This window comes from Lysinibacillus sp. NPDC056185 (genome assembly GCF_047737915.1).
GTDB lineage: Bacteria > Bacillota > Bacilli > Bacillales_A > Planococcaceae > Lysinibacillus.
The window spans coordinates 24,563-38,051 of record NZ_JBLLLQ010000006.1 but is presented as its reverse complement, the minus strand read 5'-3'; the positions used below and the strand labels follow the sequence as shown (position 1 = coordinate 38,051).

Genomic DNA, 13,489 nt, shown 5'->3' with positions numbered 1-13,489 from the left:
TCTTTCCAATCATCCCTGACATTGAGAGTTTATCCTGATATATCCACAATTCTACTTTTCACGGACTCATCTTTTAAAAAAACGCAACAAAAAAGCATTCAAAACCTTAACGTAACGGCGACTTTATTACAAAATGAAGTCTAAAATGTGAACTGATATTTTCACAAAAAAAACTATTTACATGGTTAAACACTAGAAACTCAGTGTTTTCAACGTTTCAACAGTGTTTATTTAATTAAATGCAAAAATACTAATATTGAAATAACGATTTTTGTTCAAAAAATGTTCATATTCATCCCCAGTTTACTATTAAAAATATAAAAAAATAATTTTTTTCTTTAAAACAGGGCGTATAATCCTATATGCAAACAATGACATTTGTGTCGATCGATTATGACACATTGTTTAAAAATCGATTACACAGATTAATAACTTTGCGAACGCTTGCACTAGACCAGTCAAATACTAGATTCAATGTTTCATAATGAACCATGTCATTGTAAGTATTTCTGATAATTTGATTGGTACAACAATTAAAAGAGGTGACCGTATTACCCACTATTTATAATTTCGAATCTATATAAAACAAATGAAATTTATGAATAGCCGTTTTATAGAAAGGAGTCAAACATGAAGAAAAAGTTAAGTTTAATGTTAATTGCATTTGGTGCGCTTGCAGTTCTTTCTGGCTGTGAACCCCTAACAATCTTTGATCCAAAAGGGCCGAATGCCAAAACATTATCAGACACAATTATTTTATCCATTATTACAATGGCCTTTATATTACTAGTCGTGTACGTGCTTTTAGCATTTATGTTAACAAAATACCGTGCTTCAAAAACACCTGCCGATTATGAGCCTCCTCACGAAGAGGGTAGTCATCTACTTGAAATTACATGGACAGTTATCCCTATTATCATAGTGGCATTCTTAGCAATTGTTACTGTAAGAACAACAAGTACAGTAGAGGCAACACCAGAAGGTTATGACAATAAAGAGCCACTTGTTATTTACGCATCATCTTCTAACTGGAAATGGCATTTTAGCTATCCAGAGCAAGGTATTGAAACTGTAAACTATGTAAATATTCCAACTGACCGTCCAATTGAGTTCAAACTTTACTCATTCGGACCAATCACAAGTTTCTGGATTCCGCAATTAGCTGGTCAAAAATATGCGATGAGTGACATGTTAACAACTATTCACCTTGCCGCAGATGAGGTTGGTTCATTCATGGGCCGTAACTCTAACTTTAGCGGTCGCGGATTTGCTGAAATGGAATTTGAAGCGCAATCTATGACACAAGAAGACTTCGACAAATGGGCTTCTGATGTAAAAGCAAACGAAAAACCATTAACAAAAGAAAAATTTGATGAACTATTAAAAGCAGAACACGTTGGTCGTTCAAGCTATTCATCTACACACTTAGAATTTAGTCCAGCTCCAATGGAACACAGTGAACACATGAAAATGGGAGACATGGATCATAGTGATATGGACCATGGGGATCATTCTGATTCACAAGAAAATTCTGAAGCAACACATTCACATTAATTTTTAAACCCGAAAGGAGCGCATCCAATGAGTATGGAAGAAGTATTCCATCCTATGCAAGAACCGATGATTTTAGCGGCAGCTATTAGTATCGTAGTTGGAGCAGTGGTAATTGTAGCAGGCCTTACGTATTTCAAAAAATGGGGCTATTTCTACAAAAACTGGCTATCAACTGTTGACCATAAAAAAATCGGTATTATGTATATCGCTACAGCACTTTTGATGCTATTCCGCGGCGGTATCGATGCATTGTTAATGCGTGCACAAACGGCAGTTCCTGATAACGGACTTCTTGATGCACAACACTATAATGAGATTTTCACAACACACGGTTTATTAATGATTTTATTCATGGCTATGCCATTCGTAATTGGTTTAATGAACATTGTTATCCCACTGCAAATTGGTGCACGTGACGTTGCCTTCCCACGTCTAAATGCAGTCAGCTTCTGGTTATTTGCAGCTGGTTGTGGTTTATTAAACCTATCATTTATCATCGGTGGTTCACCTGATGCTGGTTGGACAGCTTACTTCCCACTATCTGGGACAGAATTTAGTCCAACTGTTGGGAACAACTACTATTCTTTAGCTTTACAATTATCAGGGATTGGTACGTTAATGACTGGTGTTAACTTCATCGCAACAATCATTAAAATGCGTGCACCTGGTATGACATTAATGAAAATGCCAATGTTCACTTGGTCAATTTTAATTACAAACGTTATTATCGTATTTGCATTCCCAGTGTTAACTGTAGCACTTGCATTAATGATGTTAGACCGTCAATTCGGTACACAATTCTTTGCAATGCAAAATGGCGGTATGGATATGCTTTGGGCCAACCTATTCTGGGTTTGGGGACATCCTGAGGTTTATATCGTTATCCTACCTGCTTTCGGTATTTTCTCTGAAATCATTGCGACATTTGCACGTAAAAACTTATACGGCTATAAATCAATGGTTATGAGTATGGTCGTTATTTCGTTACTATCATTCTTAGTATGGGCCCACCACTTCTATACAATGGGTCACGGTGTAATGGTAAACAGCGTATTCTCTATTACAACAATGGCAATCGCTGTTCCGACAGGGGTTAAAATATTTAACTGGTTGCTCACAATGAGACACGGTAAAATTCAATTTACAACTCCTATGCTTTATGCTCTTGGCTTTATTCCTATCTTCACAATTGGTGGGGTTACAGGGGTAATGCTTGCAATGGCAAGTGCTGACTATCAATATCATAATACGATGTTCTTAGTTGCCCACTTCCACTATGTATTAATTCCAGGTACAGTATTTGGTGTACTTGCAGGTTACCACTACTGGTGGCCAAAAATGTTCGGTTTCCGTTTAAATGAAAAACTAGGTAAAACTGCTTTCTGGTTTATCGCAATTTGCTTTAACGTAACATTCTTCCCTCTATTCATTTTAGGTTTAGATGGTTACGCTCGTCGTATGTACACTTACTCTGAGTCTACTGGCTACGGTCCATTGAACATGCTATCGTTCATCGGTGGTCTTGGTCTTGCTGTCGGCTTTGCGTTAATCGTATATAACATTTATTACAGCTGGAAACATATGCCTCGTAATGAAAAAGCAGATGTTTGGGATGGCCGTACATTAGAATGGGCTACTCATTCTCCAGTACCAGAATATAACTTTGCAGTAGTTCCAACTGTTACACGTTTAGATGAATTCTGGTTCGCGAAAAAAGAAGGTCGCGATATTACAGCAGGTAAAATTGAAAAAATTCACATGCCTAACAACACTGGCACACCATTCTGGATGAGTGGATTCTTCTTCCTTGCAGCATTCTTCGCTGTATTTAATCTATGGATTCCAGCCATCATTAGTATGATTGGTGTATTCGGCTTTATGATTCACCGTTCATTTGAAAAAGATCATGGTCGATACATTTCAGTTGAAGAAGTTATGGCAACTGAGAAAAGCTTGAGAGGTGATAAATAATATGAAAATCGATTCTTCACTTCCATTAGAATATAGTACAGAAGAAAATCGCCTGAAAATTTTCGGTTTCTGGATTTTCCTTGGCGCCGAAATCGTATTATTCGCCACACTATTTACAGTGTATTTCACACTTCAAACACGTACTGGTAGTGGCCCAAATGGCGCTGAGATTTTCGAATTAACACCAGTATTATGGGAAACATTCTTATTATTAACAAGTAGTTTCACAATTGGTCTTGGTGTTCATGCAATGCGTATTGGCAATAAAAAAGCGATGATGGCATTTTTCATCATCACACTTCTATTAGGTCTTGGCTTCTTAGGCATTGAGATTGATGAATTTATCACATATGTTGATGAAGGTGCAACAATTACAACAAGTGCATTCTTATCGGCATTAATGACTTTACTTGGTACGCACGGTGCCCACGTAACATTCGGTTTCTTCTGGGGCGTTGCAATTTTAATCCAAGTAGCTAGCCGTGGTTTAAACCCACAAACGGCTAACAAAGCGTTTATCTTCTCACTGTACTGGCACTTCCTAGACGTTGTTTGGATTTTCATCTTCAGCTTCGTCTACTTGAAAGGACTGATTAGCTGATGAAGGAATTATTCCCAAAACAACATGTGATGGGCTTCGGCTTCTCACTATTACTAACAGTTGTAGCTTTATCTGTCGTAAAATTTGATATGTCACTTAACATGGCATTTGGTGTTTTACTAGTGACTGCTCTTGCACAAGCAACTGTACAATTAGTATTATTCATGCACATCGGTGAATCTGAAGATAAGAAAACGTTATATACAACGATTTTATATTCAGTATTCGTAGGTGTTGTTACAATCCTAGGTACATTATTCGCAATGATCTGGGGCTATAATTGATAAACAGAGCCGAGAAAATGAAATCATTTTCTCGGCTTTTTCTTTTTGTAAATATATTTATTTCAATATCGAAAGTAGACTCGACTCGAAATCGAAATCGTACAACACTCCCTCTACTCTTCTTATGTACAAACATAGCAATAACTGATCTTTTTAAAATTTATATAGACAATCAACAGAACGCTTTTCAAGCCTCCTATAAATAGCTACTAACTGTTATACCCCCAAGCTACAATGCAAATTCATTAGAATACGCTACAAAAAATAATCTACTAGTGATAGTTTCTTGTCTTAACACCATTGGCTCATTACCAAAACTTATGGATGACATTTGTTAATGCCATTCATCTTCAGTCAGTAGAAGAATCCTACCTCTGAAGGTGGTGAGATGAATGCGGATGTGGTTCCTTTTCAGTGGGTGTCCAAACACCTACTGAAAAAGAGGAACTCAGTCTAAGAACGGCACGTCCTGTGATAACGCCTTCGTGACCAACATCTTGTTGGCCCGAGACCCCTGCAGTGAAGCGAAGCGGCTCATCGGACGCTCCCAGTCAGAACGGAAATCAACCCCACGTTATGGTGATGAGCCACACCATTGCGATATTTTACAATAACTAACAACAGTTTTATTGATCATCGATTAATATTCATGAACCAATTTTCTTGCGACTTCTCATAAGTAAGAAGGCTTATAAATTTCGACATACATTGAGCATTTAGTATTATTTTAAAATCGAATTGGTACTGTTTTTTTAAATAATGAAACTTTTACTTTTATACTAATGTATACTAGTAGTTGATGTTTTTACCAAGAATAGGAGATGAAAGTAATGAACAAATTTTTTAAAGTTTTAAGTGTTGGAGCACTAGCACTGACACTAGCAGCTTGTAACAGTAGCGCTACCCCAACTAAAGACACAACTAATAAAAGTAAACTCACTTTAGAGCAAGTGTATGAAAAAGCAGTAGAGCGCCAAGCTGACATTAAAAGCACGAGTGCAAAAATGGAGATGACTCAAGAATCCAAAGTTGGATCAGGTGAACAATCTATGGAATTTACCATCGATTCAAAAATGGATATGGATGTAGTTATCGATCCAATTGCTATGCACTTATCAGGTTCAATGACAATGCCAGATATGGCTGATGAAAGCCAAAAAAATACGGAAATGCCAATTGATATGTACATGAAGAAAGATCAAGGCTTTTTCATGAAGAATGAAGATACAAACTCTTGGTACAAATTGCCGGATGAGCAATTTGATTCAATGATGGAACAAACTGCATCATCTGCGGATGCTAAAGCACAATTAGAACAGCTTAAAAACTTTATCAAAGATTTCAAATTCGAACAAACAGATGATGCATATGTCTTAACTTTAGACGCTAAAGGCGATAAATTTAAAGAACTTATCGATTCTGAAATTAACAAATCAATGAAAGATATGGGTCTTGAAGAAAATCCACTTGATAAATTAACAATCGATAAAATACACTACATTCTACAAATCGATAAAAAGACTTTCGATACAACTAAAATGGATATGAATTTCGATTTGAAAATGAAAGTTGAAGATCAAGAACTATCAATGAAAACTAAATCAGTTGTGACGTACACTGATTTCAATCACTTAAAAACAATCGACATCCCACAAGAAATTATCGATAAGGCACAAACTATTGCACAATAATCAATATAAAAAGGAATCTGCGTACATTAAAGTATGCAGATTCCTTTTACTTTTAGTACCACCTCAAGCGGACTTTTATAGTATATCAATTATGCCTCGGCGTAATTGCGTCCAGAATCTGCTTTGTGCTTAGGCCTGCAGATATTTTTTGCACGTCAACGTAGCGGCAGCGGCAGCGATGCAGGTCAGTTAGCCGTTATCGCATGGATGCGATGATTTTAGGCTAACATCCTTTAAGAACCCCTTCCCGATCCGTGACATCCTCTAGAGGCTTTAGGAAACTCGATGTTGCTCACTCAGCCGTTTTCACAGGATGTGAAGTTCTTATCCTGGTTTCCTCTTCTCTCTTTCAGCGGATGTTTGGACACCCTCGGAAAAAGTGTTTGAAACCTCATTCATCTCACCCCCTATAGAGGTGGGAGAATTCAGCTGAAAGAAGTTAAAATTAAAAAGATTGCCCAGTCTTTCATGTACATATACTAGTTCCAATAATTTTTCATTAAATCATTTGCCCAACGTGGCTGTTTTATTTCACCTTTTGGTAAAAATTCTTTCATTACAGGTTTTATATCAATGATTGGTGTTCCATCAATAGCATCTAAGCCTTTAACGATTAATGTTCTATCCTTTAATTCTAGTAATTCTACAACCGTTACACCTAGTTTATTAGGTCTATTTTTACCTCTCTGAGCAAAAATACCGACTTCCGGATAGTCCTTATTATTTCTTGGGTGTCTCGCTTCATATTGAATCTTTTCATCTGCAACTTTGTCAAAATAAAAAATTATTTCTAAATGGGAAAAATCATCAATCCCCTTTAAAGACGATTCATGCATATTTTTCGTTAACTCAATAATAGAAATGACGTCACCCCAATTGTCGTCTTCAATCATTTTTCGACTATTGCTCACTACAGCTATAGGTTTAATGTTATAGAGCATATCAAGACCTCTTCTCTTCGTTGATTTCTTCATGCCATTTTCATTTAATCCCAGTATACTTCAGCAACTACCGATGTCAATTTAAGGTAATGAATTTACAATTTCAAAGGAGTTTCACCATTAATAGAAAACCGATAGTCTCCCTTATAGCAAATGTGGCAATAAATCTCTTTAATGCATGTATTCACTGTTCTTTTTTATTTTATTATTCGTAAAAATAAAATACATGAAAATGTTGCGAGGGTTATGATATGGTATATTATCTACAATGAAATTATAGAAGGTGGAAAACATGCTAGAAGTAAGTGAAAGTAAGTTATCACAATATATATTACATTTTATTGACGATACACTCGTGTTAGGTGAGGAATCATTATCACAACCAGAAGTCATGCTAGAGGCAGCTTTTACACAGCTAGCGTTTAGCAAAATCGATTTAGAGCAACAATTCGAATTTTTTCATGAAACAGACATTGCGTTAAACGAGGTTTACACATATGTGAGGGCTATATTTGATCAGGAGACTAGTTTCTTAGAACAATCAATCAACATTGCTAAGCACTTACATAGTGTATCTCAACATCCTAATATCAAAAGTGGCGAATTGTTTATTGGATTATTTGACAATTGTTTTCTAGCTACAGAAGCTAAAAAAATAATCGCCATCGTTAAAATTGATGAAAAGGAAATGTTTTTAGATGTAAAAAACGACCACAACAAAATGGTCGTCAATGGCATTGATGGAATTAATGTAAAGAAAATTAATAACATGGCCATTATCGTAGATATGGGGACGGATGAGACACCTGCTGTCTTTATGAAAACGAAAAGGAAAGAAGATATCATCTACTGGCAAGAACGATTTTTAAAGATTAAAGCAGCTGATGAACATTATTACAAAACGAATTTAGCGTTAACAGAATGCAAAAAATATATTTTAAAAGAAGAGAGCTTTACAAATACTGAGAAACTGGGGCTTTTAAATAAAACACTTGATTACTTTAGAAATGAAGATGAATTTCAAGTAAATAATTATATTGAAAGAGTATTTGATAATGCTGAACCAACACAAAAAGATATTATTATTAATTCAGTAAAACCATATGAAACCGTAATTTCTGAGAGTGCGCTTGAAAAGGCTGAAAAAAAATATAAACGTAAAATTAAACTCGATTCCAATATTGAAATCCAGGTGAATGTACAGGATATCGAGCAAGTGGATGAACTAATTGAAGTGGGCTACGATGAATCTACAAATCGAAAATTCTATAAGATTTATTTCCAGGAGGAACTATAATTAAATTTTAAGAGACTTTCCAAGTTTACCAGGGAAGTCTCTTTTTTTGCTCCTCACCATAGCGTGTGGTTGATTTCCGTTCCGACTGGGTGATTTTCGTACAGAAAACATCCGCTTCGCTGCAGGGTCTCGGGCCAACAGGATGTTGGTCACGAAGGCGTTATCGCAGGACGTGATGCTCTTAGCCTTCGTTCCTCTATCGCTAATCCCCAAAGAGTAGCCCGTCTCCACTCCAATCAACTTATATCAATTGCCTTGGCATAATTGCCGCTGTCGCTTCATAGGTAATTATAATGATTACAAATTATTTTATATAATAGGAGGTCTTTTTAATATGTCCTATATAAACGAATTACTGAATTATATTGATAGTGCTTCAATCGAGATTTTACTCGAACTCTTTTTGGTAACGACCTGTATTTCAACCATAATTTATTTAGCAACTAAAAACCAATACATTTCGTACTTATCGTCTGCGCCAATATTTTATTTTCTTTCAATAAGTTTCAGCAACAATTCACACTTCATTCTGCTCGTCTTAGCAATGACAGTTCAAGCCTCTGTTATTTTATTTATCCAGAAGAAGAATTTACTAAAGGTAATAACAATGAAAGACAAAGCTCACGACAGTATTTAACATGATAAAATAAAGGACTTGTTTTTACGATTTATCAACAAGTCCTTTTACTCTTTTATACTATCAATTTAATATCCTCTAACACTGCTTTTAATGCATCTTTATTTCCATGAATATCTGATAGTACTGCTATTTTCACCTTAATTAGTTCTACATTTCTGGAGCTTCCATACCGAAATTTGTCTATTCTTCTTTAGCTGGACCATAAATGCCTGGGACAGTTAATCCCGCCTGTCGCATAAGAACCGTCATTTGTCCACGATGGTGATTCTGATGTTGAATCAAAAACATTAACAGTGTACCAATTCGCATTTCTTGACCGAAAAAATTGATGTGCTCGTGAAGGGTTTGATCAGTCCAATTGGTTTTTACAGCTTGCACAAACGCATTATTGACTTGAGAATAGCTATCTGCAATAAATTGTGCTGAAGTAGGAACAGGATAATCTTTGGTTGGACCTTCAAATGCTAAATTTGAATTTGAATTTGAATTTGAATTAATGATGCGAATTGCAGCAACAGTATGCCAAGCAATACGTCCTAAAGTCCAATTTTCAGACGTTATTTCCTGTTTAAGTGATTCATCAGTTAGATTATTCAATAACCTCTGTGTACAATTTGCCTCGAACTCCCAAGACTTAAAAAAATCATTTAAACTTAAAAGTGACGACAACAGAAAAGTGCTCTCATCGTAAAGGAAATGTTTATAGATTAGTAGAGGTTTTCAATATATTTATTTAATTCTTTTTGATTAATCGATCCTTTTATCGTGGACATTAATTTACCTTTAGAATCAAATATAAAAGTTGTTGGATAAGCAAATATTTCAAATGATTTTTGAAGTGTACCATCTAAATCAAGAAATATAGGGAAATTCAAATTGTATGACTCTTGAAATTTCATGACATTTTCAATACTATCTTTAGAAGTTGCATTGATCGCTAACAGCTCAACATTTTCAGGTTTATTTTTATAAAAATCCCTTAATTCAGAAGCTTCTTCTTGGCATGGTCCACACCAAGATGCCCAGAAGTTAACGATTAGGACCTTTCCATTGTATTCTTTAAATGTTGTTGATGATTCGTCTAATCGTGTTAACTTTGCATCAAAAACAAGCTGTTTTGTCCCATCTTCATTTTCTGCTATCGGATTGACTGTTGCTTCTTTTATGAATACATTTTTGAAAACAATCCCTACAAGTAATACGACTATCAAAGCTGAGAAATATAAACCTAAACGCTTTTTAATTTGCATAAATAATCACCTAAATTGCCCCTTTTAAATATCGTTTTTTTTAATGTACCTAGATTGAATTTTGATAAGCTAATATTAAATTTTCTTTGGCTTTCTGACCTGCTAATCCAGTTTTTAATAATTCATCTGATGTTTGATGATCTAAAGTTTTTGTGAATTGGTTTAATAGGTTATCTTTCAGCACATCGGGCATCTCCCCTGTGCTTTGATCTGTATCATGCCCCTTTGGTAATTTAGTTTCTTTAATCATTACTCTTTCCCCATCTAATTTAGTTACATAATGACGAATATAACCACCTTCTCTTTTAATTTCATATTTCGCTTTTGCCAGCTTATTTTTATCTAAAAATAAATCTGGAGATAGTCTATTAATCTCACCTTTTATAATCGTATGTATGTAATTATTATTTGTAGATTGGATCCTCATTTTAGTGTCCTCTTTCATTCGTTTTTTCGATATTCAAAGTATAATACTTAATTAATTTCCCATTATGTAAATCAATTACCATTTTAACCAATTTAATTAATTCGGTCTACTCTCAATAAATCGTAATAGCTATCCCCTGCAAAAAATTCTTTCGAACAAATCAGTAGTAATTCTCATATTAATATTGCGAAGATTATCTTGATGTTCCCTTTATAACTGGTTTAATCACGAAATCCATTAGATGAAAAATTTTCCACATAAAGATTGACCTCCGAATTTGTCCAATGTTATATATACTAATACAGTAATTTACTAAATTACTCTAAAATTCGAATTAACAAAGGGGGATATAATAGATGAAAATACCTACACATTTAAAGCATAAACCTGTAATTGTTGCTGAAAATTATGCCAATATAGATGGGCGCACTGCTTATCATACAGATGCACAGGGGCTCTCACTTGGTTTAGCTCAATGGAATGACAGAGGCAAGGTTGATATTTCTGCTAAAGTGTGGCGTCATACAGGTGGTAAATGGTCACGTCAATCGGAGGAATTACCACTTCATCGCGTGCTTGACCTCGCTATATTAGTATGTGAATCTCAGCTTCATTTTAAGGAAGCTTATCGCTACGATCATTTATATGATGAAGAAAATCCTGTTATTAAACGTGTTGGCTTACAAGGGGATGCAATGACAGTAGAAGTATGTACGGAAAATGAACAAATTGAAGAAGATATTAAGCTCTTTAGTCAAGCTTTAAGTGCGGATGGTGAACTAATTGGCGAACGCCTGCGCACGCTATCACATATTTTAAAGGAAATGGGTTATTAAAACCCACGAGGGGATAAAAATGGACCAACAAATTTTACATGATGATAAGAAACTGCAAAAAGCTTTTTTTAACTTTTTAATCCCGGTTATGCTAGCGAATGTGCTGCAGTCACTAGGGCAAGTCTTTGGCATGTTTATCGTTGGGCGCAATTTAGGTGTTGATGCGCTAGCGGCAATTTCAGCATTCTTTCCATTCTTCTTCTTTTTAATGGCATTCGCTATTGGGATTGGCTCAGGTAGCTCGATTTTAGTAGGGCAAACTTATGGGGCTGGCAATCATGAAAAGATGAAGGAGGTTGTAGGGGTAACTTTAGCCTTTACAACGATTTTATCGATTGTCGTCGCGATTTTTGGTGGCTTTTTCATTGAGTGGATTTTACGCTTTATGCAAACACCTGCAAATATTTTAGATATGAGTATTAGCTATGCTCAAATCTTATTTTTCACACTACCGATTATGTTCTGGTATTTGGTGTACACAACTTTTATGCGTGGTGTAGGTGATTCTAAAACACCCTTTTTATTTTTAGTCATAAGTGTTATTTTAAATATCGCATTCCTACCACCATTAGTTTTCGGCTGGCTTGGTCTGCCTAAGTTTGGCTTAAACGGTGCTGCTTATGCTTCTGTTTTATCGAATTTGGTGACGATGATATTGTTATTTACCTACTTGCATAAAACAAAGCATATTTTACGCTTAGACAAATCGATTTTACAGCATTTTAAATTAAAGAAGGATATTTTAGCTTCATTATTAAAGTTAGCCATTCCAGCAAGCATTAGTATGGTTGCGATCTCTGTAGCAGAAATTGCTGTAATAGGCTTCGTTAATGTTTACGGCTCCGATGCCACTGCCGCTTACGGTGTTGTCAATCAGGTCGCTAGCTATGCACAGGTGCCCGCGATGAGTATTGCTATTGCGACATCTGTATTTGTGGCGCAGGCTTTAGGGGCAAACTCTACGGATATGATTAAAAAAATCCGTCAATTTGGTGTGCTCGTTAACTATATTTTAGGTGGCGCGATCATTTTAATAATGTATTTATTTGCGGAGCCTATTTTATCTTTCTTTATTGATAAACAGAATACGGTACTTATCGCCAAGGATTATTTATATATCGCGTTTTGGAGTTATTTAATTTTTGGCCATACACAAACCGTTTCAGCTACAATGCGAGCTACAGGTGTTGTCTTGTGGCCTACAATTTTCCTAGTCATCGCAATTTGGGTAGTCGAGGTACCATTGGCGTTTATTTTATCGCACTACACGTCATTCGAGCTAAATGGCGTATGGATTGCTTACCCTACTGCCTTCTGTGTGCATTTTGTATTACAATATGCATACTTCAAGCTAGGCTGGCAAAAACGAACATTAAAAGCAATGCTCAGCGATTGATTTTTATGTTCGAGTCTGTAGACAAAGTTATATGTAACTTTGTCTACAGCAATTTTATATAGGTGTTTGGGGTAAATAGAATTTGTTGATCTCCCATTATTTAAACTTCTTGAGGTGGAATTATTCCCCAAACAAGTAGGAGAAAGAATACTAATCCAATTAAAAAGAATATTAGTGAAGTAATAAATATCGGACCTATTTGATAAGTGAACTGTTCTCTTTTCTGAATTATGCCTGTTTGCCCACTAGCTTGAGATGCAAATAATCTAGACATAGCTCCCCCACTACTTGAAAAGTAAAAAGTACCCCCAGCAAAAGCTATACCAGTGAAAAACATTACCTCGATAAATCTTACGGAGAAAAATGAAGCAATAAAATACGTAATTAAAACTTCCACAATAAATGCTACTATCATAATTATTAAGTTTTTCCTACTCATATAAATCCCCCTACTCTTCAAAGTTTATGCTTCTTACTCTATATACGATTTAATTTGTATTAAGTTCTAATTTTACACTTATTAACCAATCTGTTTTTTCAATACAACACTTCTTTTTTCGCATAAAAAAAAGGCATCCTAATGAAAGGATGCCTTTTCTAT

Annotated in this window: 14 protein-coding genes; 9 read left to right on the top strand and 5 right to left on the bottom strand. The window is 35.3% G+C overall.

Annotated features, from left to right (window positions below; genetic code table 11):
* Positions 1–630 precede the first annotated feature (630 nt).
* The 5 genes from qoxA (at position 631) to ACMZ42_RS08025 (ending at position 6,101) form a co-directional block, all read left to right on the top strand.
* Positions 631–1,554 carry a cytochrome aa3 quinol oxidase subunit II gene (gene qoxA, locus ACMZ42_RS08045; protein ID WP_415731116.1) on the top strand — a complete coding sequence of 308 codons (924 nt, stop codon included), beginning with the start codon at positions 631–633 and terminating at the stop codon, positions 1,552–1,554.
* Positions 1,555–1,581: 27 nt separating this feature from the next.
* Complete coding sequence (gene qoxB, locus ACMZ42_RS08040) at positions 1,582–3,525, top strand: cytochrome aa3 quinol oxidase subunit I (protein ID WP_370075460.1); 1,944 nt, start codon at positions 1,582–1,584, stop codon at positions 3,523–3,525.
* A 1-nt stretch (position 3,526) separates the two neighbouring features.
* Complete coding sequence (qoxC, locus tag ACMZ42_RS08035) at positions 3,527–4,126, top strand: cytochrome aa3 quinol oxidase subunit III (protein WP_370075462.1); 600 nt, start codon at positions 3,527–3,529, stop codon at positions 4,124–4,126.
* Positions 4,126–4,410: a cytochrome aa3 quinol oxidase subunit IV gene (gene qoxD / locus ACMZ42_RS08030; protein WP_415731115.1), complete on the top strand. Its 285-nt coding sequence runs from the start codon at positions 4,126–4,128 to the stop codon at positions 4,408–4,410. The genes qoxC and qoxD overlap by 1 nt, the downstream gene beginning before the upstream one ends.
* A gap of 830 nt (positions 4,411–5,240) precedes the next feature.
* Complete coding sequence (locus ACMZ42_RS08025) at positions 5,241–6,101, top strand: DUF6612 family protein (protein WP_415731114.1); 861 nt, start codon at positions 5,241–5,243, stop codon at positions 6,099–6,101.
* Positions 6,102–6,580: 479 nt separating this feature from the next.
* Here the strand turns inward: ACMZ42_RS08025 and tsaA are convergent, their stop codons facing one another.
* The gene (tsaA, locus tag ACMZ42_RS08020; protein ID WP_415731113.1) at positions 6,581–7,042 is read right to left on the bottom strand and encodes a tRNA (N6-threonylcarbamoyladenosine(37)-N6)-methyltransferase TrmO; all 462 of its coding nucleotides are present in this window, start codon (positions 7,040–7,042) and stop codon (positions 6,581–6,583) included.
* A gap of 292 nt (positions 7,043–7,334) precedes the next feature.
* On the opposite strand from tsaA, the gene ACMZ42_RS08015 reads away from it, so the two are divergent.
* Together ACMZ42_RS08015 and ACMZ42_RS08010 are read left to right on the top strand one after the other, a co-directional pair.
* Positions 7,335–8,339, top strand: coding sequence for a hypothetical protein (locus ACMZ42_RS08015; protein ID WP_415731112.1), 1,005 nt, complete (start codon positions 7,335–7,337; stop codon positions 8,337–8,339).
* Between the two features lie 334 nt (positions 8,340–8,673).
* Complete coding sequence (locus ACMZ42_RS08010; protein WP_415731111.1) at positions 8,674–8,976, top strand: hypothetical protein; 303 nt, start codon at positions 8,674–8,676, stop codon at positions 8,974–8,976.
* A 183-nt stretch (positions 8,977–9,159) separates the two neighbouring features.
* Here ACMZ42_RS08010 and ACMZ42_RS08005 read toward each other — a convergent pair whose 3' ends face one another.
* From ACMZ42_RS08005 to ACMZ42_RS07995, 3 genes are read right to left on the bottom strand one after another with little or no spacing between them, the layout of a single operon-like run.
* On the bottom strand, positions 9,160–9,648 hold the full coding sequence (locus tag ACMZ42_RS08005) for a DinB family protein (protein ID WP_415731110.1): 489 nt from the start codon (positions 9,646–9,648) through the stop codon (positions 9,160–9,162).
* A 38-nt stretch (positions 9,649–9,686) separates the two neighbouring features.
* Complete coding sequence (locus ACMZ42_RS08000; RefSeq protein ID WP_415731109.1) at positions 9,687–10,229, bottom strand: TlpA family protein disulfide reductase; 543 nt, start codon at positions 10,227–10,229, stop codon at positions 9,687–9,689.
* Positions 10,230–10,278: 49 nt separating this feature from the next.
* Positions 10,279–10,656: a hypothetical protein gene (locus ACMZ42_RS07995; protein WP_415731108.1), complete on the bottom strand. Its 378-nt coding sequence runs from the start codon at positions 10,654–10,656 to the stop codon at positions 10,279–10,281.
* Between the two features lie 356 nt (positions 10,657–11,012).
* Between ACMZ42_RS07995 and ACMZ42_RS07990 the strand changes: the two genes are divergently transcribed.
* Positions 11,013–11,492: a DUF6530 family protein gene (locus ACMZ42_RS07990; RefSeq protein ID WP_415731107.1), complete on the top strand. Its 480-nt coding sequence runs from the start codon at positions 11,013–11,015 to the stop codon at positions 11,490–11,492.
* Between the two features lie 19 nt (positions 11,493–11,511).
* Positions 11,512–12,888, top strand: coding sequence for an MATE family efflux transporter (locus ACMZ42_RS07985; protein WP_415731106.1), 1,377 nt, complete (start codon positions 11,512–11,514; stop codon positions 12,886–12,888).
* A 100-nt stretch (positions 12,889–12,988) separates the two neighbouring features.
* Here ACMZ42_RS07985 and ACMZ42_RS07980 read toward each other — a convergent pair whose 3' ends face one another.
* Positions 12,989–13,327 (bottom strand): hypothetical protein, encoded by a 339-nt coding sequence (locus tag ACMZ42_RS07980; protein ID WP_415731105.1) that lies wholly within the window; start codon positions 13,325–13,327, stop codon positions 12,989–12,991.
* Between the last annotated feature and the right edge of the window lie 162 nt (positions 13,328–13,489).

What these genes read in the sequence shown, in the direction of transcription:
- qoxA (WP_415731116.1), top strand. Translation starts at nt 631, where the DNA reads ATGAAGAAAAAGTTAAGTTTAATGTTAATTGCATTTGGTGCGCTTGCA.
- qoxB (WP_370075460.1), top strand. Translation starts at nt 1,582, where the DNA reads ATGAGTATGGAAGAAGTATTCCATCCTATGCAAGAACCGATGATTTTA.
- qoxC (WP_370075462.1), top strand. Translation starts at nt 3,527, where the DNA reads ATGAAAATCGATTCTTCACTTCCATTAGAATATAGTACAGAAGAAAAT.
- qoxD (WP_415731115.1), top strand. Translation starts at nt 4,126, where the DNA reads ATGAAGGAATTATTCCCAAAACAACATGTGATGGGCTTCGGCTTCTCA.
- ACMZ42_RS08025 (WP_415731114.1), top strand. Translation starts at nt 5,241, where the DNA reads ATGAACAAATTTTTTAAAGTTTTAAGTGTTGGAGCACTAGCACTGACA.
- tsaA (WP_415731113.1), bottom strand. Translation starts at nt 7,042, where the DNA reads ATGCTCTATAACATTAAACCTATAGCTGTAGTGAGCAATAGTCGAAAA.
- ACMZ42_RS08015 (WP_415731112.1), top strand. Translation starts at nt 7,335, where the DNA reads ATGCTAGAAGTAAGTGAAAGTAAGTTATCACAATATATATTACATTTT.
- ACMZ42_RS08010 (WP_415731111.1), top strand. Translation starts at nt 8,674, where the DNA reads ATGTCCTATATAAACGAATTACTGAATTATATTGATAGTGCTTCAATC.
- ACMZ42_RS08000 (WP_415731109.1), bottom strand. Translation starts at nt 10,229, where the DNA reads ATGCAAATTAAAAAGCGTTTAGGTTTATATTTCTCAGCTTTGATAGTC.
- ACMZ42_RS07995 (WP_415731108.1), bottom strand. Translation starts at nt 10,656, where the DNA reads ATGAGGATCCAATCTACAAATAATAATTACATACATACGATTATAAAA.
- ACMZ42_RS07990 (WP_415731107.1), top strand. Translation starts at nt 11,013, where the DNA reads ATGAAAATACCTACACATTTAAAGCATAAACCTGTAATTGTTGCTGAA.
- ACMZ42_RS07985 (WP_415731106.1), top strand. Translation starts at nt 11,512, where the DNA reads ATGGACCAACAAATTTTACATGATGATAAGAAACTGCAAAAAGCTTTT.
- ACMZ42_RS07980 (WP_415731105.1), bottom strand. Translation starts at nt 13,327, where the DNA reads ATGAGTAGGAAAAACTTAATAATTATGATAGTAGCATTTATTGTGGAA.